General features: G+C 62.4%; 24 protein-coding genes, 1 tRNA gene and 3 pseudogenes. 10 read left to right on the top strand and 18 right to left on the bottom strand.

Features of this window, described 5'->3' with window-relative positions:
• From THI_RS11715 to THI_RS11685, 7 genes and pseudogenes are all read right to left on the bottom strand, one after another.
• Positions 1-276 carry a DUF4404 family protein gene (locus THI_RS11715; RefSeq protein WP_041609271.1) on the bottom strand — a complete coding sequence of 92 codons (276 nt, stop codon included), beginning with the start codon at positions 274-276 and terminating at the stop codon, positions 1-3.
• Between the two features lie 79 nt (positions 277-355).
• Positions 356-1,218: pseudogene (locus tag THI_RS11710) on the bottom strand (aldo/keto reductase).
• A gap of 12 nt (positions 1,219-1,230) precedes the next feature.
• Positions 1,231-2,802, bottom strand: a complete 1,572-nt coding sequence (gene ubiB, locus THI_RS11705; protein ID WP_013106462.1) for a ubiquinone biosynthesis regulatory protein kinase UbiB — start codon at positions 2,800-2,802, stop codon at positions 1,231-1,233.
• Between the two features lie 7 nt (positions 2,803-2,809).
• Positions 2,810-3,469, bottom strand: a complete 660-nt coding sequence (locus THI_RS11700; protein WP_013106461.1) for a ubiquinone biosynthesis accessory factor UbiJ — start codon at positions 3,467-3,469, stop codon at positions 2,810-2,812.
• 139 nt (positions 3,470-3,608) lie between these two features.
• Positions 3,609-4,523, bottom strand: coding sequence for a Tim44 domain-containing protein (locus THI_RS11695; protein ID WP_013106460.1), 915 nt, complete (start codon positions 4,521-4,523; stop codon positions 3,609-3,611).
• An 86-nt stretch (positions 4,524-4,609) separates the two neighbouring features.
• On the bottom strand, positions 4,610-5,359 hold the full coding sequence (gene ubiE, locus THI_RS11690; RefSeq protein ID WP_013106459.1) for a bifunctional demethylmenaquinone methyltransferase/2-methoxy-6-polyprenyl-1,4-benzoquinol methylase UbiE: 750 nt from the start codon (positions 5,357-5,359) through the stop codon (positions 4,610-4,612).
• 29 nt (positions 5,360-5,388) lie between these two features.
• Positions 5,389-5,808, bottom strand: coding sequence for a gamma-butyrobetaine hydroxylase family protein (locus tag THI_RS11685; protein ID WP_013106458.1), 420 nt, complete (start codon positions 5,806-5,808; stop codon positions 5,389-5,391).
• A 585-nt stretch (positions 5,809-6,393) separates the two neighbouring features.
• Here THI_RS11685 and istA (THI_RS11680) point away from each other — a divergent pair.
• From istA (THI_RS11680) to THI_RS11650, 8 genes and pseudogenes are all read left to right on the top strand, one after another.
• Positions 6,394-7,914: an IS21-like element ISThsp2 family transposase gene (gene istA / locus THI_RS11680; RefSeq protein WP_013104226.1), complete on the top strand. Its 1,521-nt coding sequence runs from the start codon at positions 6,394-6,396 to the stop codon at positions 7,912-7,914.
• Positions 7,907-8,725, top strand: coding sequence for an IS21-like element ISThsp2 family helper ATPase IstB (istB, locus tag THI_RS11675; RefSeq protein ID WP_013104225.1), 819 nt, complete (start codon positions 7,907-7,909; stop codon positions 8,723-8,725). The genes istA (THI_RS11680) and istB (THI_RS11675) overlap by 8 nt, the downstream gene beginning before the upstream one ends.
• A 200-nt stretch (positions 8,726-8,925) precedes the next feature.
• On the top strand, positions 8,926-9,972 hold the full coding sequence (locus THI_RS11670; RefSeq protein WP_013106456.1) for a tyrosine-type recombinase/integrase: 1,047 nt from the start codon (positions 8,926-8,928) through the stop codon (positions 9,970-9,972).
• Positions 9,973-9,981: 9 nt separating this feature from the next.
• Entirely contained in the window at positions 9,982-10,221 is a 240-nt protein-coding gene (locus THI_RS11665) for a DUF4160 domain-containing protein (protein WP_013106455.1), read from the top strand.
• Positions 10,205-10,459, top strand: a complete 255-nt coding sequence (locus tag THI_RS11660; protein WP_013106454.1) for a DUF2442 domain-containing protein — start codon at positions 10,205-10,207, stop codon at positions 10,457-10,459. The genes THI_RS11665 and THI_RS11660 overlap by 17 nt, the downstream gene beginning before the upstream one ends.
• A gap of 124 nt (positions 10,460-10,583) precedes the next feature.
• Positions 10,584-10,751 (top strand): annotated as a pseudogene (locus THI_RS11655) (tyrosine-type recombinase/integrase); the annotation flags it as partial.
• Between the two features lie 6 nt (positions 10,752-10,757).
• Positions 10,758-11,006 (top strand): DUF4160 domain-containing protein, encoded by a 249-nt coding sequence (locus THI_RS18500; protein ID WP_013106453.1) that lies wholly within the window; start codon positions 10,758-10,760, stop codon positions 11,004-11,006.
• Positions 10,993-11,310 (top strand): DUF2442 domain-containing protein, encoded by a 318-nt coding sequence (locus THI_RS11650; protein WP_013106452.1) that lies wholly within the window; start codon positions 10,993-10,995, stop codon positions 11,308-11,310. Before THI_RS18500 ends, THI_RS11650 begins: the two co-directional genes overlap by 14 nt.
• Positions 11,311-11,838: 528 nt before the next feature.
• Here the strand turns inward: THI_RS11650 and THI_RS11645 are convergent.
• The 3 genes and pseudogenes from THI_RS11645 to istA (THI_RS11630) form a co-directional block, all read right to left on the bottom strand.
• Positions 11,839-12,444: a hypothetical protein gene (locus tag THI_RS11645; protein ID WP_013106451.1), complete on the bottom strand. Its 606-nt coding sequence runs from the start codon at positions 12,442-12,444 to the stop codon at positions 11,839-11,841.
• 486 nt (positions 12,445-12,930) lie between these two features.
• Positions 12,931-13,734 carry an IS21-like element ISThsp10 family helper ATPase IstB gene (gene istB / locus THI_RS11635; protein WP_013104582.1) on the bottom strand — a complete coding sequence of 268 codons (804 nt, stop codon included), beginning with the start codon at positions 13,732-13,734 and terminating at the stop codon, positions 12,931-12,933.
• Positions 13,724-15,250, bottom strand: a pseudogene (gene istA, locus THI_RS11630) (IS21-like element ISThsp10 family transposase). Before istA (THI_RS11630) ends, istB (THI_RS11635) begins: the two are co-directional and overlap by 11 nt.
• Before the next feature lie 95 nt (positions 15,251-15,345).
• Between istA (THI_RS11630) and THI_RS19385 the strand changes: the two are divergent.
• On the top strand, positions 15,346-16,191 hold the full coding sequence (locus THI_RS19385) for an LPD7 domain-containing protein (protein WP_013106449.1): 846 nt from the start codon (positions 15,346-15,348) through the stop codon (positions 16,189-16,191).
• A gap of 167 nt (positions 16,192-16,358) precedes the next feature.
• Here the strand turns inward: THI_RS19385 and THI_RS11620 are convergent.
• The 7 genes from THI_RS11620 to THI_RS11590 form a co-directional block, all read right to left on the bottom strand.
• A tRNA-Thr gene (locus THI_RS11620) sits at positions 16,359-16,434 on the bottom strand.
• A gap of 62 nt (positions 16,435-16,496) precedes the next feature.
• Positions 16,497-17,018 (bottom strand): ClpXP protease specificity-enhancing factor, encoded by a 522-nt coding sequence (locus THI_RS11615; RefSeq protein ID WP_013106448.1) that lies wholly within the window; start codon positions 17,016-17,018, stop codon positions 16,497-16,499.
• An 18-nt stretch (positions 17,019-17,036) separates the two neighbouring features.
• Complete coding sequence (locus tag THI_RS11610) at positions 17,037-17,648, bottom strand: glutathione S-transferase N-terminal domain-containing protein (RefSeq protein ID WP_013106447.1); 612 nt, start codon at positions 17,646-17,648, stop codon at positions 17,037-17,039.
• 93 nt (positions 17,649-17,741) lie between these two features.
• Positions 17,742-18,548: a cytochrome c1 gene (locus tag THI_RS11605; protein ID WP_013123749.1), complete on the bottom strand. Its 807-nt coding sequence runs from the start codon at positions 18,546-18,548 to the stop codon at positions 17,742-17,744.
• Positions 18,548-19,951 carry a cytochrome b gene (locus tag THI_RS11600; RefSeq protein ID WP_013106445.1) on the bottom strand — a complete coding sequence of 468 codons (1,404 nt, stop codon included), beginning with the start codon at positions 19,949-19,951 and terminating at the stop codon, positions 18,548-18,550. The genes THI_RS11605 and THI_RS11600 overlap by 1 nt, the downstream gene beginning before the upstream one ends.
• Before the next feature lie 68 nt (positions 19,952-20,019).
• Positions 20,020-20,601, bottom strand: coding sequence for a ubiquinol-cytochrome c reductase iron-sulfur subunit (gene petA, locus THI_RS11595; protein WP_172979002.1), 582 nt, complete (start codon positions 20,599-20,601; stop codon positions 20,020-20,022).
• A gap of 197 nt (positions 20,602-20,798) precedes the next feature.
• Positions 20,799-22,661, bottom strand: coding sequence for a pyruvate kinase (locus THI_RS11590; protein ID WP_013106443.1), 1,863 nt, complete (start codon positions 22,659-22,661; stop codon positions 20,799-20,801).
• A 110-nt stretch (positions 22,662-22,771) separates the two neighbouring features.
• On the opposite strand from THI_RS11590, the gene THI_RS11585 reads away from it, so the two are divergent.
• A complete protein-coding gene (locus THI_RS11585) occupies positions 22,772-23,134 on the top strand; it encodes a carboxymuconolactone decarboxylase family protein (RefSeq protein ID WP_013106442.1) in 363 nt (120 codons plus the stop codon).
• 19 nt (positions 23,135-23,153) lie between these two features.
• Here the strand turns inward: THI_RS11585 and THI_RS11580 are convergent, their stop codons facing one another.
• Positions 23,154-24,056, bottom strand: a complete 903-nt coding sequence (locus THI_RS11580) for a pseudouridine synthase (RefSeq protein WP_013106441.1) — start codon at positions 24,054-24,056, stop codon at positions 23,154-23,156.

The raw sequence follows: 24,056 nt of genomic DNA, 5'->3' as shown, positions 1-24,056 counted from the left end.
TTACAGCCCTAGGCCGAGCAGCAGGCTGCGCAGTTCGCGCAGGACCAGATCGACATTCGGGTGCTCGGCGGCGAAACGGGTGGCCAGGGTTTGCGCTTGTTCCGCGAGATCGTCGTTCGGCGCGGGAGCCGATTCAGTCTGCTTGCGTTCGAGTGCGGCCTGAATGTCGCGATCCAGGGTCTGCAGCAGGCTCTTGAGCTCGGGGTCGATGGCGGGCTGCGATTGCAGCACGGTGTGCAGGCGCTGCAGGGTGTCGCGGATTTGTATATCAGACATGATGTAGTTGATTGCAGGAGACGAAAGCATTGTGCCCAGACGCGGCAGGCGCGGCAAGCATACAGCTCAAACCTAGCGGTCAAATCATCGCCAGAGGCTGTTTATGGCCCGGCGGGGCAAAGGCGGCGTCCAACGCTTGCAGATCGCTTGCCGAGAGTCGCAACTCGGCGGCGGCCAGATTGTCTTGCAGGTGCGCGGTACGCACGGCCTTGGGGATGGCAATGACCTCGGGCTGGCGCAGCACCCAGGCCAGCGCCACCTGAGCCGCGCTGACGCCGAGCCGCTGGCCGATCGTCTGCAACGCGGGGTGTGGCCGCCGAGCGCGCCTTGATCAATAGGGCTGTAGGCCATGAGCGGCAGCCGGTGGCGCGCCTGCCAGGGCAGCAGATCGAATTCCACGCCCCGAGCGCCCAGGCTGTAATAGACCTGATTGGTGGCACAGGCGGATCCGCCTGGCAGCGCGAACAGCTCTTCCAGATCAGCCACATCGAAATTGCTCACGCCCCAGTGAAGGATCAAGCCGCGGCTCTGGAGCTGGGCAAACCCGGCCAGCGTTTCCGCCAGCGCGTACTCGCCGCGCCAATGCAGCAGGTACAGATCGATGCGGTCGAGCTTCAAGCGCTGCAGGCTGCGTTCGCAGGCTTCGACCACCCCGCGGGTGCTGGCATGATGCGGGTACACCTTGCTGACGATGGTGAGGTCTTCGCGTTGCGCCTCGCCTGCGGCAAACGCCTGTCGCAGCGCTTCGCCCAGCATGCTCTCGGCGCCGCCTTCTCCGTACATCTCGGCGGTGTCGATCAGGCGGTATCCCATGCGCAGCGCTTCGCGTACCGCAAGGATTTCAGCGGCACGCGCCTCGGCGCGTTCGCCCATACGCCAAGTGCCCAGACCCAGTGCGGGGATGGCGCTACCGTCGGGTAATGTGCGTTGTGGCATGAGCATGGCAGAAGAGCTTTAAAACAGTAGCTGCAGCCAGTGGCTGTCCACCGCGGCGAGCAGCAGTACGGCCACGATGAAGCCGACGACAAACGCCATCAACGTCTGCAGCAGGGCATTAGTCCGCCGCTGTTCCTGCAGCAGCTCGCGCAGCACGGGGTCGTCGCGCTTTTCCTGCGCCAGCAGGGCCTGATGCAGCAGACGAGGGATTTCCGGCAGGTATTGTGCGTAGCGGGTCGATTCGTTCTTGAGCTTGTCGCGGAAGGCAGGCCAGCCCACCTGGCTTTTCATCCATTTTTCGAGAAAGGGCTGTGCTGTCGTCCAGAGATCGAGATCGGGGTCGAGCTGGCGACCCAGCCCTTCGACGTTCAACAGGGTTTTTTGCAGCAGCACGAGCTGGGGCTGGATTTCCACCTTGAAGCGGCGCGAAACCTGAAACAGCCGCAACAGCACCTGGCCGAGCGAAATGTCTTTCAGCGGGCGGGCGAACTGCGGCTCGCAAACGCTGCGCACCGCCGCTTCGAGTTCGTCGATGCGGGCATCGGCCGGCACCCAGCCCGACTCCACATGCAGTTCGGCTACGCGCTTGTAATCGCGGCGGAAAAAGGCAATGAAGTTCTGCGCCAGATAGTCTTTATCGAAGTCGGACAGGGTGCCGACAATGCCGAAGTCCAGCGCGATATAGCGGCCGAACGTCTCGGGCTGCAGGCTGACCATGATGTTGCCCGGGTGCATGTCGGCATGAAAGAACCCGTCGCGGAACACCTGGGTGAAAAAGATATCCACCCCGGCCTTGGCCAGTTGCTTGAAGTCGACACCGGCAGCACGCAGCGCGTCGACACGGCCGATCGGCACGCCGTACATGCGCTGCATCACGATCACGTCGCTGCGGCACAGCTCCCAGTGCATCTCGGGAATCAGCAGCAGGTCGAGCGAGGCCATATTGCGCCGCAGTTGCGTGCCGTTGGCCGCCTCGCGGACCAGGTCGAGCTCGTCGTGCAGGTATTTGTCGAATTCGGCCACCACTTCACGCGGTTTCAGTCGCTTGCCCTCACTCCACAGCCGGTCTACCCAGGCAGCCATGGTGTGCATCAGCGCGAGGTCTTCATCGATGACTTTGTGCATGCCCGGACGCAGCACCTTGACCGCCACCTCGGCGCCGCCCTGTTGCAAGGGCAAGGTGGCGAAATGCACCTGTGCGATCGAGGCGCTGGCCACCGGCTTGCGCTCGAAGGTAGCGAACAAGGTTTCGATGGGTCTACCGAACGAACGCTCGATGATGGCCACGGCGACCTCGGAGTCGAACGGGGGCACGTTGTCCTGAAGCTTGGCGAGTTCGTCGGCGATGTCGGGCGGCAACAGGTCGCGGCGGGTTGAAAGCACTTGGCCGAATTTGACAAAAATCGGCCCCAGACTCTCCAGCGCCAGACGCAAACGCTCGCCGCGTGGACGATTGAGCGGACGCCCGAAGCTGAGCACCCGGGAGAGCCGGCGCAGCCAGGGATGGCGAAAGCTCGACAGCGCCATTTCATCCAGGCCGTGGCGCAGGATGACGGAAACAATCTTCAGCAGGCGGAGCAGGCGGCGCATCGGTCGTTCAGTTCTCGCGGGCGCTCGATTGCTTGCGCAACAGGGCAAGACGCTTTTCCAGCCGTGCGGCTTGATCGCGCAATTCGCGCACTTGTTCTTGCATTTGCGCCAATTCGCCGCGGCTGACCAAAGCACGCGGGGTCGCGGCAAACCAGTCGCGCGCATCGTCGTGGGTACGCATCCAGGCTTGCTGTCCCTGTGCCGCCAGCTTTTGCCCGGCCCGGGAAATGCGGTGCGCAGGAATATCGCCGACGAGTTGCGCGAGATCGTCTTCAGCATCCCAGCGCACATGCGCCATCAGCCATGACAGCGTCTGGGCCAGCTCGGCGTCCCCGGTGATGCGGGCGCCCGTCAAATTCAGCGGCGCGCGCTTGGCGATGGCCTCACGCAAGGCATCCACATCGAGGGTGACGTGCAGGTCGGCCTCATCATTACCGAGCGCTGTAGAAGTTGCAGTGCGCAGCAAGCCTTGCGGTTCGATCTCCCAAGGCAAATCAATACCCAGAGCAGTGAATACCACCGTCTTGCCTGCATGGGCGCCAAGCTTGCCCTGAGCGCGTGGGTCGGATGCGAGCAGATGATTGAGCGCTGGCAAGACCAAGTATTGCAGTCTGCGCACCAGCGAAGTGCGATCGGGAATCAAGGGCTGAAAGTCGGGAATGCGCATGAGGAATGGCGTTTAATGACGCATTCTAGGAGCCTACCTCCGTTGAGAGGTTTGGTCGCGCAAGCGCTGCATGAAAAACGCCGCAGCGCTTGCGCGGCTGCGGCGTAGAGTGAAAGCGCAGCAGGGTAGATTCGGTGCGTCAATTCAACTGCTGAATACCGGCCAGTTGCCAACCGCTGGAGCCATCGCGAGGTTTCACCAGGTTCCACACCTCGCGCACCGGGCTCGCGCCACCCCAGGTTTCTTCGCGCACCAGACCGGAGAACTCGACACTGGCAACGTATTCAGTCGGGGTTTCTTCCAACGCGAGCAGCGAGGCTTCGAGGGTCACGATTTCCGTCTTGTTAGGTGTCATGCCGCGTTGTTGCAGATCGGCAGCCAGGGCGTCGTACATCTCGGCGGTGGCGAAGGTTTTCAGGCTGTTCAGATCAGCCGCATCCCAGGCTTGCTGCAAGCGGATGTAGTGCTGCTTGGCGCTCGCCAGAAACCCGTCGCGATCAAAATCGGCCGGAATGCCCGCCCCACTTGCGGTTTGCGAACCGGCACCAGGCGTCCACTGCGCCGGCATATGCGTTTCGACGCCCAGCGGAGCCTGCGCATAGCCCTGCGAAGCGCCTGCATATTGCATGGGCTGGGCGGACTTGTCAGTGCTGGACTTGCGACGCAGCAGATTGAAAATCCAGAACGCGGCCAGCGCGAGCAGACCGATCATCAGCGCCGAGCCGAGGAAGGAGCCCAGCGCGCCGCCGAAGCCGAGTGCGTGGAACAGCGCGGCAAGACCCAGACCGGCAGCCAGACCCCCCAGAATGCCGCCCCAGCGGCTGGGCTGCTTGGCGGGCGGTGTGGCCGCGGCCTGCTGACGTGTGGCGGCGGGCGCGGCTTGTTGCGGCGGTGCCGCTTCGCGCTGCGTAACGGCATTGCTTTGCCGCCCCATGCTCTTGCCGCCGCCCATACGTTTGGCATGCGCATCGACAGCGCTCAGCGCGAGACCCAGAGCGAGAGTCAACGTCAGGCCGAAGGTCAGAAGGGTGCGAAGCAAACCAGTCGTTTTCATGCAATTTCCAGAAAGTCGAGAAGAAGTGACATTTTGTTACCAGATCGGTGGAAAAGTTCAATGCGCGCGTTTTGCATTGCGTCAGCTCAAAATTTCTGCCCGATATGTAGCGCAACGACGCCAGCTGTCAGGTTGTGCCAATCGACATGACCGAAACCCGCTTCACGCATCATGCCAGCGAGGGTTTCCTGATCCGGGTGCATGCGGATGGATTCGGCCAGGTATTGGTAGCTCTGCGGGTCGCCCGCAACCATCTTGCCCAGGCGCGGCAAAACCTGGAACGAGTAGAGGTCGTAGGCCCCGCGCAACGGCGCCCAGGGCTTGGAAAACTCCAGCACGAGCAATTTGCCGCCCGGCTTGAGCACACGTTGCATCTCGCGCAGCGCCGCATCTTTGTGGGTCATGTTGCGCAGGCCGAATGCCACGCTCACCAGATCGAATTGCTCGTCCGGGAAGGGCAGCTTTTCGGCATCGCACAAGAGCGTCGGCACCAGCACGCCAGAGTCGATGAGCCGGTCTCGGCCCGCCCGCAGCATGGAGCCATTGATGTCGCTCATCACCACCAGGCCAGTGGGCCCGACCTTGCGGGCGAAAGCGCGCGACAGATCGCCGGTTCCCGCAGCGACATCCAGCACGCGCTGACCTGGGCGCACACCCGAGAGGGCAATGGTGAACGCCTTCCAGACGCGGTGCAGGCCGCCACTCATCAAATCGTTCATCACGTCATAGCGCGACGCGACCGAATCGAACACACCCCGCACGCGCGCAGCTTTTTCATCTTCGGCAACCTGCTGGTAGCCGAAATGGGTGGTAGAGGTGGATTGGGTATCGGACATGGGAAGCTCAATGCGAGGGTCAGTAAGGCTCAGTGAGACGAGCAGTGGTGTGCGTTGGACGTAGCCTCGGGCATGGGCGCGTCGCGGTCGGCACCGGCAGCCTGTAGGCGGTTCAGATAGTCGGCCCAGAGCGACTCCTGGTTTTGCCCCAGGAAATGCAAATAGTCCCAACTGTAGATGCCGCTGTCATGGCCGTCCGAGAAGTGCGGCTGGATGGCGTAGTTCCCGACCTGCATCACACTATCGATCTCGACGAGACGCTTGCCAGTCTGCAAGGTTTCCTGCCCAGGCCCGTGCCCGCGCACCTCGGCAGACGGCGAAAAGACCCGCATCAACTCAAACGGCAGCAGGTATTGGGTTCCGTCGGCATAGGTGAGTTCGAGCACGCGAGATAACTTGTGCAGAACGATGGCCTGAGGCCAATCGGTGCGAGGGGTGGGAGAGGGCATGAGCAGATACCGAACCGAGATAAATCTATTGTCTCTCAGAGTCGCTAACAGCATTTGCCCCCTGCGGCAGGCATGGGCGGTTCAGGTGAGGAAGAGATGAGAGAAAAAGAGAGAGACGAAAAACGGAGGCGAAAAAAAACCCAGGCCGATGTCGACCTGGGTGAATTGCACACTCCCTGAAAGAGCCAGTAAAGGCTCAGTCACCATTTGATACAAATTGAGACGAGTTGTCCAGATAATTTTTTATCCGACTTGTTCATGCTGGAATTAGGCGTGCATGCGCACTGCCCTGCATTAGGCAGCGTGGCATGGAATCCCAAACGGAGATTGAGATTGGCGCCGACTATCCGAATCGAACGGATGACCTACCGCTTACAAGGCGAAAATAAAAACCTCTGTAACCCGCATGAATGCTTGATCAGCTACAGATTCGACTCTGTATTTGGGGGAATCTAGGGGGAATCATGGCTTGTTCGTGCCGAACGAAAATTGACCCACTTTTGAAGGTTATGCCGACGCAAAATTGACCCGGGTGTTCCACCTACCCTGCTGCTTTTTTAGGCACGGGGAGCAGGAGTGATCACCATGGACATGATTGGCAAGATCCGGCGGATGCATTTCCGCCAGAACAAATCCGTTCGAGAGATTGCCCGCAGTACGGGGCTGTCGCGCAACACGGTGCGTACCTGGCTACGCCAGCCGGGCGATGTCGTACCGCGGTACGCGGCGCGGCGAACACAACCCTCGCGCAAGCTCGCGCCCTATGTGGAGTGGCTCCGGCAGGCCGTGGCCATTGATGCGCAGCGTCCTAAAGCGCAGCGGCGCACGGCCAGGGCATTGCATGCCGAGTTGAAGCGACAAGGCTATGACGGCGCCTACAGCCGCGTCACCGATTTACTGCGCGCTTGGCGACAGGCCGATGGCACGAGCGCTGTGCACGCCTTCGTGCCCTTGACGTTTGCGCTGGGCGAAGCCTTCCAGTTCGACTGGAGTGAAGAGAGCATGGTGGTGGGCGGCGTGCCGTACCGCGTGCAGGTTGCCCACGTCAAGCTGTGCGCCAGCCGTGCCTTCTGGCTGGGGGCCTATCCCAGCCAAGGTCACGAGATGCTGTTTGACGCCCATACCCAGGCGTTTGCCGCCTTCGGCGGAGTGCCGCATCGCGGCATCTATGACAACATGAAGACAGCCGTCGACAAAGTGCACCCGCGCAAGAAGCGCGACGTCAACGCGCGCTTTGCGGCGATGTGCAGCCACTACCTGTTCGACCCCGACTTCTGCAACGTCGCTTCCGGTTGGGAGAAGGGGGTGGTGGAGAAGAACGTCCAGGACAGCAGGCGACGTGTGTGGATTGAGGCCCTGTCGACGCCCTGGCGCTCCTTTGCCGAACTCAATGCCTGGCTGGCCATGCGCTGCCGTGGCTTGTGGCAGGAGATCTTCCATCCCGAGTTCAGCCAGTTCACCGTGGCCGAGATGCTCGAGCACGAGCAGCCGCACCTCATGCCCATGCCCACAGCGTTCGACGGCTATGTGGACAACACGGTCAAGGTCAGCAGCACCTGTCTGGTGGCCATGGCTGGCAATCGTTACTCCGTGCCCTGTGAACTCGCCGGGCGGCGGGTGAGCACCCGGGTGTATCCCACCGAGGTGGTCGTGGTGCATGACGGCGTGTGTGTGGCCCGCCATGCGCGGCTGGCCAACCGGGGACAGACCACCTACGACTGGCAGCACTATGTGCCGCTGATTCAACGCAAACCCGGGGCGTTGCGCAACGGCGCGCCGTTTGCCGATCTGCCCCAGCCCTTGCAGCAACTGCGCCAGGCGCTGCTGCGGCAAGACGGGGGCGACCGGCTCATGGCCCAGGTGCTGGCGCTGGTGCCCGCATCCGGGCTGGAGGCGGTCCTGGTGGCCGCTGCGCTGGTGCTGGAAGCCACGGCCCCGTCCGGGCGCATCAGCGTGGAGCATGTGGTCAACGTGATGGGGCGCTTGCAGACCGGCCCCCAGCCCGCCCAAGTGACCACGGCCTTGACGATGGCCGATCCACCCCGCGCCGACACGGCCCGCTATGACCGCCTGCGGGTGACTGACGAGGAGCGAGATCATGCGTGAGGTCATTGCGGAACTCAAGGCGTTGCGGCTGCACGGCATGGCCGGCGCCTGGGCCGATTTGCAAGGTCTGGGGACGAACGCCAGGCTGGATGCCGCGCAGTGGCTCGTCGAGCATTTGCTGCAGGCCGAGCAGGAAGATCGCGCCGTGCGCTCGGTACGCCATCAAATCCTCTCGGCCCGCTTCCCGGTGCACCGCGATCTAGCGGGGTTTGACTTTGATGCCTCAAGGGTTGATCGCACGCTGGTGGGGCAACTCGCCAGCATGGCCTTTACCGAAGCCGCGCACAACGTCGTGCTGGTGGGCGGGCCCGGCACGGGAAAGAGCCATCTGGGCACGGCCATCGGCGTGGCGGGCATCACGCAGCACGGCAAGCGGGTGCGGTTTTACTCCACCGTCGATCTGGTCAACGCGCTGGAGCAGGAGAAGGCGCAGGGCAAAGCCGGGCGGATTGCGGCAAGCCTCTTGCGTATGGACTTGGTCATTCTCGATGAGCTGGGGTATCTGCCCTTCAGTCAGGCGGGCGGGGCTTTGTTGTTCCATCTGCTGTCCAAGCTCTACGAGCACACCAGCGTGCTGATCACGACCAATCTGGCCTTCGGCGAGTGGTCCAGCGTGTTCATCGATGCGAAGATGACCACCGCCTTGCTCGACCGGCTCACACACCACTGCCACATTCTGGAAACCGGGAACGAGAGCTACCGCTTCCGTCACAGCACGGAAACCGCCAAGACCCGCATCAAGGCGCGGGAGCAAAGGCGTTCGGGCACAGCACAGGCACCCCAGCCCGCTGAGCCCGAGACACCGCTTTGACCCCCACAAGCCCTTGGGGCAAGCCGCTCTGGGCTACGCCCGACGCAGCTTGCCCCAAGGATCCAAACCCACCCACCAGGAGCCAACCCCACGCAAAAACCGTAGACTTATCCACACCCGACTGCGACGCAGTCGGCCTTAGACCCCGGGTCAAAATTGAATCGGCACGGTGGGTCAAAATTCCATCGGCACGAACAATCATGGCTTTCTTTGAGCAGCGCAAAAACGGGTGGCGGGCACAAATTCGGCGTAAGGGTATGCCGTCGATCAGTCGGACGTTTGACCTTCTGGCCGATGCCCAGGTTTGGGCGCGCGAAGTCGAGCGCGAATTGCAACGCGGCAATGCCGCCGTGCTGCGGGATGACGCAGGCAAGACCACGCTCGCGCAGGTGGCCGAGCGATACGCGGTAACTGTGCTGCCGGGCAAGCGCGCGCATAGCGGCAAGACCTACTTGCAGGCGGCGGCGTCGCGGTTCGGGCCGCTGTTCCTGTCCGCCATTCGCGCGGTCGATGTAGCGGCCTGGCGTGATGAACTGCTGGCCGAAGGCCTGTCTGCGCAGTCTGTCATTCACCATCTCAACGCGCTGTCCGGACTGTTCTCTTTCGCCGAGAAGGAACTGAGCATTACACTGCCCGTTGGCAACCCGGTGCGGGGGATTCGCAAGCCAGCCAAGCCAAGAGGGCGTGACCGGCGATTGACTGCCGGTGAGCTAGATTACCTGTTGCGTGCTGCTCGGGCTGCTCGGGCCCGCATAGGCGGGCTGCCACAGGTCATAACGCTGGCGGTGGAGTCCAGCATGCGCCTGGGCGAACTGCTCGGCCTGGAATGGTCGCGGGTCGATCTCGCCCGGCGCACGGCGCATCTGGTGGACACCAAGAACGGCGAGAGCCGCACCGTGGCGCTGTCCAGTGCAGCGGTGGCGGCGCTGCAAAGCCTGCCGCTTCGCATTGATGGCCGGGTGTTTGGTTGGGCTGCATCGGACTCATTCGAAAAGACCTGGACGCGCTGCAAGGCCAGCGCGCGCAAGCTCTACGAAGCCGACTGCACCGCGCAAGGGGTAAAGCCCGATCCCGCATTCCTGGCCGATCTGCGCTTCCATGATCTGCGCCATGAGGCGACAAGCCGCCTGTTCGAGAAAGGCCTTGGCGTCATGGAAGTGGCGAGCATGACCGGCCACAAAAGCCTGTCCATGCTCAAGCGATACACGCACATCGAGGCGGAAAAGCTGGCGCAGAAGTTGGGATAGCATCGTGACATGCCCGTCGTCTTTCGCCACCAAGGATTTCGCTTTCTGTTCTACTCGAACGAGGGCAACCCGCGTGAGCCGGTGCACATTCACGCCGTCAAGGACTGCATCGATGCCAAGTTCTGGATTCACCCGGTGCGCCTGGCCTATAACGACGGCTTTGATGCCAAAACCCTGCGTGGACTTGTCGAAGTGATCGAGAGCCACGTTGAAGACATCGAAAGGGCCTGGAATGAACACTTTGGTTAGGGCGCAGTCCATTGCTTTCGACGAAGACAGCATGCAGGTTGGTCTCTCCGATGGCCGCGTGCTGGGCGTACCGCTGGCCTGGTTCCCGCGCCTGTTGCATGCCACACCCGCGCAACGCGTCGCCTACACCATCAGCACACGCGGCTTGCATTGGGAAGAACTCGATGAAGACATCTCCATCGAGGGGCTGCTTGCCGGTGTGGGGGATCTCACCCATCATCATGCCGCTGCAGCGTGATGGACGTTGCGGCCATCCAGGTCGAACTGGAGCGCTTGCTGGACGTGTGCGTTGATTTGCCTGCGTTGGAGAAGCCGACTCTCGCGCTGTGGCGCTGTGGGGGCAACTGCGATCCGATCCCTTCCTTGACGATCTGCACTTTCATGACCTGCGCCATGAGGCCACTTCCCGGTTATTTGAGAAGGGTCTGGGCGTCATGGAAGTGGCCAGCATGACCGGCCATAAGAGTCTGTCCATGCTCAAGCGGTACACGCACGTCGAGGCGGAGAAGCTGGCAAAGAAGCTGGGATAATTCGCTATGGGAACCGTATTGCGCATCGGGGCATGGCGCGTCATGATCTACACGCAGGATCACCGTCCATCACATGTCCATGTGGTATCAGGCGCGGGGCGAGCGAAAATCCTGCTGAACTGCCCTGACGGCCCTGCCGTGCCCGAGCATGCTCGGGGCATGGATGCCGCGATCCTGCGGCGATTGGTTCGTGAAATCGAGAACGAGTTGACCCGCTTGTGCAATGCCTGGAGAGAAACACATGGCAACTTTTGAGCAATCCATCCAATCCGCGCTGCAGCGCGGGAATGCGCTTGACTTGATCCAGCCTCGTGCCGTGGCTGTGCATGTCGATGGCGGCAAGCAGCGCCTTGTGCTCGATCTGGAGAATGGGGCGGAGATCGCCATCCCTTTCGCACTCTTGCCTGCATCCATCGAGAAAGCTGATCCGACACAACGCGCGAATGTCCTGGTCGAAGGCGCGGGGCATGATTTGTACTGGCCTGATCTGGATGAAGGACTGTACATTCCCGATTTGTGCGCCAAGGCAACTTTTGGCGAATTGGCCGTCGCTGCTTGACAAAATACGCACGACACCAATCAAAGTACAAACACTGCTGGCAGGAACTCAAGGAGCCGATGGCAGCATGGCATGCTCCAGGATCTGCGAGCTGGTGCTCTCGACTCGAAATATTCGCTGGGCTTGCTGAAGCTCCATCGGCTGGTTCGGATTCGATCGGTCGTACAACTCGACCGACTGATGACAGCTCGTCGGCCGAACCGGTCTCTCAGTTTCCTCGCCCGAGAGACCGGTTCAGACGGGTGGCGGACAGTCTGGTTGTGGTCGCCAACGTTGGCCATCGCCTGTAACCGACGTTGGCCAACGTTCGTGGTAACCGATCGCGATTGGCCGGAAGCGGCCAATAGCAACGATCCTGAGCAAAGCTGCGCGGCTTAGTGCCGGCAAAAGGTACGACATCCTCACTGCAGTGACGAAGGTTCATTGCTGGACTACCCCCGAGGACCGCACTGCTTCATCCGTCCGGCAGATAATCAGTCACAGCTCAGGACTATTGCAACCCCAGCCGGAATGGGTTCTGCCGGTGCGTCAACGCAACAGGGGAAGCAGGAGGGCGCGGATGCTGCCTGCTTGCGGACCCGACAGACACGCCGTCGCGAAGTAGTCAGCCAAATCCTGCTTGACACGTTCGGGGGTCCGCTGAACCACTTCGGAAATGTGCTGGGTCAGTATGGCTATCAACGACTTTGCCTCCCGGCGTTGAGCAGGCCCAGCTTGCGTCGGAAGGTTTGAGAAGTCGGTTGCATTAAAACTGATGCGGGTGTCGCCAAAGTATTCCCGTAGACGCCGCTCGCTATCTTGATCGCTGGCAAGTTGCTGACACATCCCGACTTCGGGTGTCCATGGCAGAAAGCCAATCTGGGCCTGCACTCTCTGGATTTTGGCAAGTTCAATGTGATTGCCAGCGTTTTGCAACGGCTGCACGAACTCACCATACGCATCTTCGTCAAGAAGTGCGTGTTTGCGGACATTGTCCGGCAGCAGCGATGAGGCACGAGGGAGGAAAGCGATCACGGACGTGATGGCGCCAACGGGAACCACCGCGACGGCTGGCTTTGCTAACCCCTGGAAGTCTGAGTCGAGCAGTTGCCGTAGAAGGGATTGGAGAATGAGTTGAGCCTGCTCGTCCTCCACGAATAGTGCGAGGTCGGGACTACGCTCTTCAGACAGTGCCAGTTGGCCAAGAGCATAAGTCGGGTTGTGCAGACCTTCCTTAGATCACTTTTCGAAACGTTAGAGGCGACAGCGCCGGGCATTCGGGGATCTACCTGAGGATACTCACCTCCGAGTCGACGAGAGCGCCGTCGCCTGCACGTCGCGTCTCGGAATCCGGAACAGCGAGCGAAGGATCCTTCCGACTTTGGGGATCGGTGCGTCGTCGCGCTGGCTAGTCGCAGGCATGAAGCGCAAGCCATCGATCACGCAGCCGAATACGACCGCAGTCAGGTGAGGCATCTCGGATTCAACTGGGGACTGAAGGGCTACCTTGGCCGCCATACCGCCGGCGCACTGTGCCGGTTCCCCTGACCGGCTTTCATCGGCCTGCATGTTGATTTCCATGCAAACCTGACCCACTATTTTCATCTCGATCTGACCCACCCTTGTTTGTGAACTTGAAGCTCACGTTGTGGATAAGTTCTTGGGTATCTTCTCCTTCTTGGTCGTCTGTGGGGGTTGCTGTGCAGAGCTGTTTTTGAACCGGAAGCTGTCGTTACCGGTTTCCAGAATATGGCAGTGATGCGTGAGCCGGTCTAGCAGTGCCGTGGTCATTTTGGCATCCCCGAACACGCCGGCCCATTCGCTGAAGCTCAGGTTGGTGGTGATCACGACACTGGTGCGCTCGTACAGCTTGGACAGCAGGTGAAACAGCAAGGCACCGCCTGAAGCGCTGAACGGCAGGTAACCCAGCTCATCGAGAATCACCAGATCGGCATAGGCCAGCCGGTGGGCCAACTGTCCGGACTTGCCGTTGGCCTTCTCCTGCTCCAATGCATTGACCAGCTCCACCGTGGACAAGAACCGAACCCTGCGGTGATGGTGCTCAATGGCCTGCACACCGAGGGCTGTGGCAATGTGGGTCTTGCCAGTGCCGGGCCCGCCCACGAGGACCACGTTGTTGGCATCCTCCAGGAACGCGCACCGATGCAACTGGCGCACCAGGGCTTCGTTCACTTCGCTGTGCGAGAAGTCAAAGCCTGCCAGGTCCCGATACGCCGGGAATCTTGCCCCCTTCAACTGGTAGGCCACCGAGCGCACTTCTCGCTCGGCGGTCTCCGCTTTGAGTAACTGCGACAGGATCGGCTGGGCTGCCTCGAAAGCGGGAGCACCTTGCTCGGCCAGTTCAGTGACCGCCTGGGCCATGCCGTGCATCTTGAGCTCGCGCAGCATGATCACGATGGAAGCGATGGCAGGGTCATGACGCATAGCGGACCTCCCTCAGTTGGTCATAGCGAAGCACGTTGGCCTGGGGTTCCACAGACAGCTTGAGTGCCTGGGGAGAGGTGACAGGCGCCGGGGCCGGCTTGCCATCGAGCAAGCGGTGCAAGACATTCAGGATGTGGGTCTTGCTGGCGGCTCCGGCCTCCAAGGCCAGTTCCACCGCCGCCAGCACAGCCTGCTCGTCGTGGTGCAGCACCAGCGCCATAACCTCCACCATCTCCCTATCTCCACCCGGCTGTTTCACGAGTGCAGCCTGCAGTCGCTTGAAGGCTCCAGGCAGCTCCAGGAACGGAGCACCGTTGCGCAGGGCCCCGGGCTTGCGCTGCAGCACCGCCAGGTAGTGGCGCCAGTCGTAGACGGTCTGGCCAGCGCCATGGTGGTTGCGCTCGATCAGGCGCTGATGCTCACAGACGATCTGGCCCTCGGCCGCGACAACCAGGCGATCCGCGTAGACCCGCAGGCTCACAGGCCGATTGGCCTACGGCGCTGGCACGCTGTAGCGGTTGCGCTCGAAGTGGATCAGGCAGGTGGGCGAGACCCGCTTGGTGTGTTCCACAAAGCCATCGAAGGGCCGTGGCACCGGCATCAAGGCGGCCCGCTCCTGGGCCCAGACGTGAGCTACGGTACCCGGCAGCTTGCCATGCGCAATCTCGCGCCATAGCGCCTGGCAGCGTTGTTCCAGCCAGACGTTGAGATCGTCGAGGGCCGGGAAGGCCGGCACGACTTGCCACAGCCGGTGGCGCGCATCACACACATTCTTCTCCACCTGGCCCTTCTCCCAGCCGGAGGCGGGGTTGCAGAACTCGGCCTCGAACAAGAAGTGGCTGGCCATGGCCGCAAAGCGTGCGTTGACATCACGTTCCTTACCCCTGCGAACCCGATCCACAGCGGTGCGCATGTTGTCATAGATACCCCGGCGCGGCACGCCACCGAACACCGCAAAGGCGTGGTTGTGCGCGTCAAACAGCATCTCGTGGGTCTGCAGCAGATAGGCGCGCAGGTAGAACGCCCGGCTGTGGCTGAGCTTGAAGTGCGCCACCTGCAGCTTGGTGCGCACTCCGGCAATAACCGCCCAGTCCTCACTCCAGTCAAACTGAAAGGCCTCACCTGGGCCGAAGGTCAGGGGCACGAAGGTGCCACGGCCCGTAGTCTGCTGGGCCACCAGGCGCTCCTCGTGCCAAAGCCGGACGAAGGCCGCGACGCGGTTGTAGGAGCCCGGGTAGCCCAGGGTCTGTAGATCCGCGTGCATCTGCTTGACGGTGCGCCGCTGCTTGCGTGATCGGCCAGCCTCGGCCTTGAGCCAGCCAGCGAGTTTGCCAGCGAAAGGATCGAGCTTGCTGGGGCTAACCCGCTTGGCGTAGTGCGGTTCGGACTCGCCTGCGCGCAGGTACTTGCGGATGGTGTTGCGAGAAAGGCCGGTGCGGCGGGAGATCTCGCGGATGGACATCTGCTCGCGCAGGGCCCAGCGTCTGATAACACTCAGTGTTGCCACGTCTATCACTCCTGGTCTCCTGCTGCTAAACAAAGCAGCAGGTTAGGGTTAGTACGTGGGTCAGATTTAGATGGAAATCCTGGGGGTTACTGGGTCAGTTCTGGATGGAAATCAACACGCAGATCGACCGCAGGCGGCAACTCGTGCTGTACCGTGATGCGCAGGGGCGGGACAAGTTCACCGACACCGGCCCGCGCATTGTGATGCACGACAAGAGCGATCACAGTCTGGAAGCCGCCTTGCGTATGGCCTCGCAGAAGTACGGCGGCAAGGTGGACATTACCGGCAGCGCCGAGTTCAGGGAGCGGGCGGCGCGGCAGGCGGTGCGGCTGGGCATCGAAGTCGTGAACGCCGACTTGCAGGCCATCGTGCAGGATGAGCTGCGGCGCAGGCAACCGCCCCGGCAACCTGTGCCTGCCGTGAGCCGGGTGGTGTCGCCGGACGTTCAGGCACGGCCCCGCCCGCACGTCATGGATGTGCTGCGAGGCACGACGCAGCAGCAGATCGAGGCGGAAGCCCGAGCGAGAGAGCAGCGCGTGGCCGCCATCCTTGCCCGCGCCGCTAAGACGGAAGTGCAGAGCATGCGCGGTCTCTCCACAGAATCTGTGGGCAAGCCGACGACTGCACAGGCGAAAGCCGCACCGGAGCAGGCGTGGCCTGCGTTGCCTACAAAGCAGGCGCCCGTGGACCCTCCACACCGGCAGGAAAAACAGGCGATGGATCAAGCAATCGACCAATGGCTGGACGGCGACCGCAGTGCCGCGCCGGTCAAGGCGTTCATCGCCGCACACGACCGCGCCACGCACCAAGGAGCCAACGGCCGCACGCTGATTGCAGAGGTGGTGGATCGTGTGATTACTCGGCGAGGTGAGGGAGCCGTCGCCAGCCTTGGCGGTTTCATGGCTTTGATCGAGAGGCAGCGCAAGCGCGAGCAAGGGTTGGGGCGCTGATCATCCCCTGCGGGGGGAATCCTGGGGTGCCCAGCAAAGCGACGTTCCGGGGCGGTGTGGGGGAAATCTGGGGGAATTGTGGGGGAATCGTTCCCCCAAAACGCACAAAAAAGCCCACAGTATTAGAGTGGGCTTGTTCAGCAAGTGCTTGTTTTGCTTGTGTTTTTTGGTGCCGACTATCCGAATCGAACGGATGACCTACCGCTTACAAGGCGGTTGCTCTACCAGCTGAGCTAAGTCGGCGTAGGCGCTGCTGAGCGCCGGGTTGCGTGGGCCGGTTATCCGGTGACCTTGAGGCCGCCGGACTACTTCACGCGGGTCAGATGCGCTCCGCCGGGGCGGGGGGCGCCGGGGGGCGGTTCGGAGGAAGGTTCTTCCGATTCCGATGCTTTGGATTTTACCGGCTGCAGTCGCGTGGGCTTGCTGGCTTTAGCCGGTTCGTCCTGGTCTTCTGCGGCGGGCGCGTTGTTGGCTTCACCGATCTCGGCTGATTCGTCAGCGGTTTCGACCGGAAAGGCCATGCCTTGGCTGTTTTCCCGTGCATAGATGGCTGAGACTTGACCGATGGGGACAAGAATGTCTCTGGCCACACCGCCGAAACGCGCCTTGAAGCGAATTTCATCGTTGCCGATGTTCAGCGCGCTGGTGGCGTCAAAGCTGATGTTCAGCACGATTTCACCGTTTTTCACGAACTCCATCGGTACCCGCGCACCAGCTCCAACCTGTACGGCCAGGTAGGGAGTCAGGCCGTTATCCGTGCACCATTCGTACAGGGCGCGGATGAGGTAGGGCTTGGTTGAGCCGATGTTTTGCGAATCGCTGTTCATCACGGTGCACCGAACTGCTTACTTGCGCATGATCTTTTCGGAGGGCGTGAGCGCCTCGATGTAGGCGGGGCGTTGGAAAATGCGCTCGGCATACTTGGCCAGCGGCAGCGCCGACTTGGGCAGATCGATGCCGTAATGATCGAGGCGCCACAGCAGCGGGGCGATGGCCACGTCGAGCATGGAAAAGTCTTCGCCCAGCATGTATTTGTTTTTGAGGAATACGGGTGCGAGCTGCGTCAGGCGGTCGCGAATGGCGCTGCGGGCCTTTTCGAGCGCTTTTTCGTTGGACTTGGTGGCGCGCGATTCGAGTGTCGTCACGTGCACGAACAGTTCCTTCTCAAAATTGAACAGGAATAGCCGCACGCGGGCGCGGGCCACCGGATCGCCGGGCATGAGCTGCGGGTGCGGGAAGCGCTCGTCGATGTACTCGTTGATGATGTTGGATTCGTACAGGATGAGATCGCGCTCGACCAGGATGGGCACCTGTCCGTAGGGATTCATGACGCTGACGTCTTCGGGTTTGTTGAACAGGTCGACGTCACGGATTTCGAAATCCATGCCTTTTTCGAACAGCACGAAGCGGCAACGCTGCGAAAACGGGCAGGTCGTGCCGGAATAGAGCACCATCATGAATGCAGACTCCTGAAAGACGAAACGGGGTGGCAGTGCCACCCCGGCGATACGGATTGGGCTGCGCACCCGGGGTGCGGGCGCTAGCCAGAGTTAGGTGACATCTTTCCAGTATTCGGATTTCAGCTTCCAGGTAATGAAGCTGAACAATCCCAGGAAAATGAGCACGATGACGCCAAGGCGCTTGCGGAACAGTTGATCGGGTTCGGCCATCCACTGCATGTAGGCGACGAGGTCGGCAACCGTCGAATCATACTCGGTTGTCGATTCCGACCCTTTCGTCAGCTGCGTGTAGCCGACGAAAGTCTTGAGCTTGATGGCCGGATCGGCGGGGTCGGGGCCGACCTGGAAGTTGGCGGCGCGCTCGCCCTGCAACATCCACAGCGGGTTGGGCATGCCCACGCCGGGGAAGACCAGATTGTTCCAGCCGGTCGGCCGCGTATCGTCGCGGTAAAAAGTGCGCAGATAGGTGTAGAGGTAGTCGGTGCCGCTGCCGCGATGAGAGGCCAGCGCCTTGGTGATGATGGACAAATCGGGCGGATCGATGCCGAACCACTTTTCCGCCTGAACGGGTGTCATGGCCACACGCATGGTGTCGCCAATCTTCGCATCGCCGAACATCAGGTTGTGCTGAATCTGGTCGTCTGTAAGGCCGATGCCGCGCAGGCTTTCATACCGCATGTATTTGGCGGAATGGCAGCCGATGCAGTAATTGACGAACAAGCGGGCGCCGTTTTGCAGCGCCAGCACATTGTTGACCCGGTAGGGGGCATGATCGAGCGGAATTTCTTGCTCTTCCGAGGCGGCGCTGGCGGCGCCTTGCAGCATCAGCCCGAGTAGCAACCCCAGGCACAGACGTCGCAGAAGCGGGTGCAGGAAGGAGGTCATGGTGGCGGGCATCAGTGGGCTTTGTAGGTCAGGCGTTGCGGCACGGGTTTGAATTCCCCCAGGCGGCTCCACCACGGCATGAGGAAAAAGAAGCCGAAGTAAAGCAGGGTGCAGGTGAGCGCCACAGCGTAGGCCACGGGCGAGGGCGGCTGGATGCCGAAGTAGCCCAGCACTACGAAGTTGATGGCGAACAGGGTGTAAACGGCGCGGTGCCAGGTGGGGCGGTAACGGATCGACTTGACGGGCGATTTGTCGAGCCAGGGCAGGAAGAAAAAGATGATCACGGCGCCGCCCATGCTGACCACCCCCCAGAACTTGGCGTCTACCGAGGCAAGGGCCCAGAACAGCAGGCCGCCGCCCACGGCAAACGAAACGGCGCGGCCGGGTTTGCCGCGGTTGCGCCATAGCGCAAACAGCGTGGCCACGACCACCACGCCCATCCAGATGTGCACGGTGTTGCTCGTCGTCGCGCGCAGGATGGAGTAGAACGGCGTGAAGTACCAGACCGGGGCGATGTGCGGCGGGGTTTTCAGCGGGTTGGCCGGAATGAAGTTGTTGTGCTCCAGGAAGTAGCCGCCGAACTGCGGCGCGAAGAACACCACGGCACAGAAAATCATCAGGAACACGGACAGCCCGAACAAATCGTGCACGGTGTAGTAGGGGTGGAACGCCACGCCGTCACGCGGAATGCCGCGGCCGTCTTTGTTGTCCTTGATTTCGACGCCGTCCGGGTTGTTCGAGCCGACCTGGTGCAGGGCGATGATGTGCGACCCCACCAGGCCGATGAGCAGCAGCGGAATGGCGATGACGTGGAAGGCGAAAAAGCGGTTGAGCGTGACATCGCTCACCACGTAATCGCCACGAATCCACACCGCCAGATCGGGGCCGATGTAGGGGATGGCGGAGAACAGGTTGACGATGACCTGCGCGCCCCAGAACGACATCTGCCCCCACGGCAGCAGGTAGCCGAAAAAGGCCTCGGCCATCAGGCTCAGAAAGATCAGGCAGCCGAAAATCCAGATGAGTTCGCGCGGGGTGCGGTAGGAGCCGTAAATCAGGCCGCGGAACATGTGCAGATACACCACGATGAAAAACGCCGAGGCCCCGGTGGAGTGGATGTAGCGAATCAGCCAGCCCCAGTTGACATCGCGCATGATGTATTCGACCGAACCGAAGGCCAGCGCGGCGTCGGGCTTGTAGTTCATCACCAGGAAAATGCCGCTGATGATCTGAATGGCCAGCACCACGATGGACAGTGAGCCGAAGTAGTACCAGAAATTGAGGTTTTTCGGCGCGTAATACTCGGTCAGGTGCGCGCTCCACAGCGAGGAGAAGGGAAAGCGCTTGTCCACCCAGCCGCGCAGCCCGCCGTGTTCGGGGGCGGCGTGCGCGCCGTGCAGCGATTGATCGGCCATTGAGGTGTCTCCTGTTTGTTTTGTGGGGAGGGTGCAGCGGGAGGAAAATCGGGAGGAAGGGCGGGAGGTCAGGCTTTCTCGTGTTCGCCGATGCGCACCTTGGCGTCGGTCACATACATATACGGCGGCACGACCAGGTTGTCGGGGGCGGGCATGTTCTTGAACACGCGACCCGCCAGATCGAACATCGAGCCGTGGCAGGGGCAGAGAAAGCCGCCATCCCAGTCCGAGGGCAGGGAGGGTTGCGGCCCCGGCGTGAAGCGGTCGACCGGTGAGCAGCCCAGATGGGTGCAGATGCCCACGACCACGAGATATTCTTTTTTGATCGAGCGCCACTGCGTTTGCGCCCAGGCCGGAGTGGGGAAGGCGGTGCGCTTGGAGTCGGGATCGGCGACGAGGGGTTGGGTTTCGTTGAGCGACTCCAGCATGGCCGGGGTGCGGTGCAAAATCCACACGGGTTGGCCGCGCCACAGCACGGTCATTTTTTCACTCGGACGCAGCGAGCTGATGTCCACATCCACCGGCCCGCCTTCGGCGCGGGCCTTCGCGGAAGGCGCGAGCGAATCGACAAAAGGCACGGCCGCTCCTCCTGCTGCCACGCAACCGGCGCAACCCGTTGCAATCAACCATGTGCGACGCTTTGAATCCATGTCCGTACTCCGCGAAAGATGGCGCATTGTTCCCTGCGCGGCACCGCTTGGACATTAGGACAACCCTCTATAAGCGCTCACTGATTTGGACGTTTGTCGTTGACAAAAATCAATCATGCAAGTGCTGCGGTGCAACAAAGTGAAACCCGTTCGACCGGCGGCGCGATGTTGCTTGGAGGCGTTTGTGAGGCTGGGGTTCAGTTGGGCAGCTCGGCGATCGACAATGGGCGGCGCAAGGTCATGCGCTTGGCGTAATGGCCTTCCATGCGTTCGAGCACGCCGGAGAGAAAGCGCACGGCCTCGACGATGTGCGGCCCTTTGTTGAGCATGGCGCACTCGGCGCGAATGCTCAGGGCGGCATCGCTGACCTCGGGGCGGGAGGGTAGGCCGCTGCGGGCCATGGTGTCGAGAATCTGGGTGGCCCAGATCACCGGCAGGTGGGCGGCCTCGCACATCCAGAGAATTTCCTCCTGCGCTTCGGACAACCGCTCAAACCCCAGTTCCACCGCCAGATCGCCGCGCGCGACCATGACACCGAGGCGCGGGTGCGCCAGGGCTTCGAGCAGGATGGCGGGCAGGTGATCGAAGGCTTGGCGGTTTTCGATCTTGAGCACCACACCGGCATCGTCGCGCTGTCGTGCGCTGAGTTCCGCGCGCAACTGGCGCACGTCTTGCGGGCTGCGCAAAAAGGACAGGGCGACCAGATCGAGATGGCGGGCCATCGCGGCGAGATCGTCGCGGTCTTTTTCGGTGAGCGCGGGAAGGTCGAAGCGGGTGTCGGGGAAATTGATGCCCTTTTCCGCCTTGAGGCGACTGCCGCTCGGCTCGGCGTGGGTGATGCGCAGTTGCAGGGTGTCGTCCGTGCGGGTTTCGATGACCGCGCCAATTCGCCCGTCGTCCAGCCACACGCTTTGCCCGACCTGCGTGGAGGTGAAGGCGGCATCGAGCGTGCAGTGCACCTGCGGCGGCGTGGTGAAGGCGCCATCGTCGCCGCGCTGCCCAGCATGGCCGGGGCGTTCTTCGCGCAGCAGCACCAGCGGGTCGCCGACGAACAGCCGCAGTTCGCCCGGAACTTCGGCGATGCCTTGCAGCGTGCCTGCGGCCATCTCGGTGGTGCCGTTCGTCAGCTTGAACGGCATGCCTTCGGCCAGATAGGCCGAGCGCTCGAAGGCGAACACTAGCAGCGCGCCCTCGCGGGAAATCAGTCTGCCTTGCCGCGCGCGCGAGCGCAGATCGGTGACCTGCAGCCGGGCGGACGACGGCAACTGTGCGGGCAGGGGCGGATGCAGCGCTCCGGCGTGCAGCAGGATTTGTCCCTCGGGAGCTTGCGGTGGCGGGCCCTCACCGCACCATAGCGCCAGCAGCGCGGGGGCGATGATCTGCCCGCGCACATCGTGCCGGGGCCGCAGATGCAGGATGCGGCCCTGCGGCAGCAACTCGCCCGTGCGCGACTTGGGCCCCGCCAGATCGATCTGCACCAGCGGACGGCGCTGCGGCGAAGCGTCGGTGCCATGAACAAGCTCGGCCATGCGCTGCCAGACGGCGGCATCGTCGTGCGCGCAGTTGATGCGGGCGATGTCCATGCCGGCCTCGGTCAGGGCGCGTAGCCCTGCAGCGTCTTGCGCGGCTTCAGTAGCCAGCGTCACCATGATGCGCACCTCGCGCTCCGGCCGCGGCGGATTGAGCAGGGCGGTGGTGTTGTGCTGCAGCAGTTGCAGGCCCTCGTCGAAAGTGCAGGGGGGCGCAGCGCGCTGGCTGCGGGCATGGCCGAGCAAGTCTTCGAGCCGGTCGAGCACCGCGTCGAGCGCGGCGAGCACATGGGTTTCCAGCATGCCCAGCGAAGACAGGCCGATCTGAGCCAACTGGGTCTGCAACGGCCGCAGATCGGCCTGGCGCACGGCGATGTAGTGCAGCAGATTGCGGGCGCTAGCGCGGCGCTGCGGCGGCAGCGCGTCGATGCGGTCTTGGTGGGCTTGCTCATACGCGAGCGCGGCGCGGCGTAATTCGGAGACCGCGTCGTACAGCAGGCGGGGAGGAGAGGGCGTGGGTACGGCAGACATGTGCGCTTGTTACCACGCGCAGGTGTCGGCCCTGTGTCAATCCAAGTGGTGACATCAGAGCGTCACATCGCCCATTCACAGTGAAGGCATCAATCCGGGAGAAAAACGAGATGAACGATTCAGTGCACAACGGCATGGACGTGTCCATGCGCGATTTCAAAATGGGCATGGGCATGATGAACCGCGAGGCCGCCAGCACGATGAAGGCGTTTGGTGCCTTCATGGGCGAGGCCCTGGGCGATGGCGTGCTCGACGCCAAGACCAAGGAACTCATCGCCCTGGGCATGGCGATTACCGCGCGCTGCGTCTATTGCATCGGCATCCATGTCGAGAAGTCGTTGCGTGCGGGCGTGAGCCACGCCGAAATCGTCGAGGTCTGCAAGGTGGCCATCGTCATGGGCGGCGGCCCGGCGATGACCTATATCGCCGAAGTCAAGAAGGCGCTCGATCTGTTCGAGCAGGTTCACGCTTGAGCGCTTCCCTGCTCGCGCCTTAAAACCCTTCGTCCTCGCGCAGATAGCGCCATTGCCCCAGCGGCAGTGCACCGAGGCGCAAGCCGCCGATGCGCACGCGCTTGAGGCCGGTAACTCGCAGGCCGACGAGCTCGCACATGCGGCGAATCTGGCGCTTCTTGCCTTCGCGCAGCACAAAGCGCAATTGCTGCGGGTTGATCCATTCCACCTGCGCCGGCCGCAGCGGCTGATCGTCGAGCTTCAGACCGTGGCGCAGCAGGGCGAGGCGGCTCTCGGTAAAGGCGGCCTGCACGTCTTCTTCGGCGCCGTTGCGGGCTGGCGCATCGGTCAGGCTGACCCGCACCAGATATTCCTTCTCCACCGCGCTGTCTTCGCCGATGAGTTGACGGGCGATGCGGCCGTCTTGGGTGAGTACCAGCAGGCCGGTGGAGTCGATGTCGAGCCGACCCGCCACGGCCAGATGCCGCAAATGCGCGGGTGAAAACGGCTGCGGCGCTTCGCATTCGGCCCAGCGGTTTTCGGCCTTGATGAGCGCGACCGCCGGGGTGTAACCGTGCTCGGCCTGCGCGCTGACATAGCCCACCGGCTTGTGCAGCAAGATGGTGACCTGCGCCGCCTGCCGGTGCTGCGCCGCCTTGCGGATGACGATGCGCGAGGCGGGCAGATTGCCCGCCACCTTGGTGCCGAGCACCGCGGGTGTGCCGTCGAGCAGCACCCAGCCGCGCTCGATCCAGTCGTCTGCTTCGCGCCGTGAGGCCAGGCCGAGTTCGGACATGCGCTTGGACAGGCGCACTTCGGCGGCGGGATCGCCCTGCGGTGCGGGCGCAGCCATCGTTTTGGCGGGTGCGCTGCGCCGAGGCGCAGGTTCGGAAGAGCGCGGCCGTCCTGGCCAGACGGAAGCGGGGCGCGGTTTGGGCGTCAT

Origin of the sequence: Thiomonas arsenitoxydans (genome assembly GCF_000253115.1) — a bacterium.
Classification (GTDB): domain Bacteria; phylum Pseudomonadota; class Gammaproteobacteria; order Burkholderiales; family Burkholderiaceae_C; genus Thiomonas; species Thiomonas arsenitoxydans.
The sequence above is the reverse complement of the archived record's forward strand: the minus strand, read 5'-3'. Positions and strand labels throughout refer to the sequence as shown.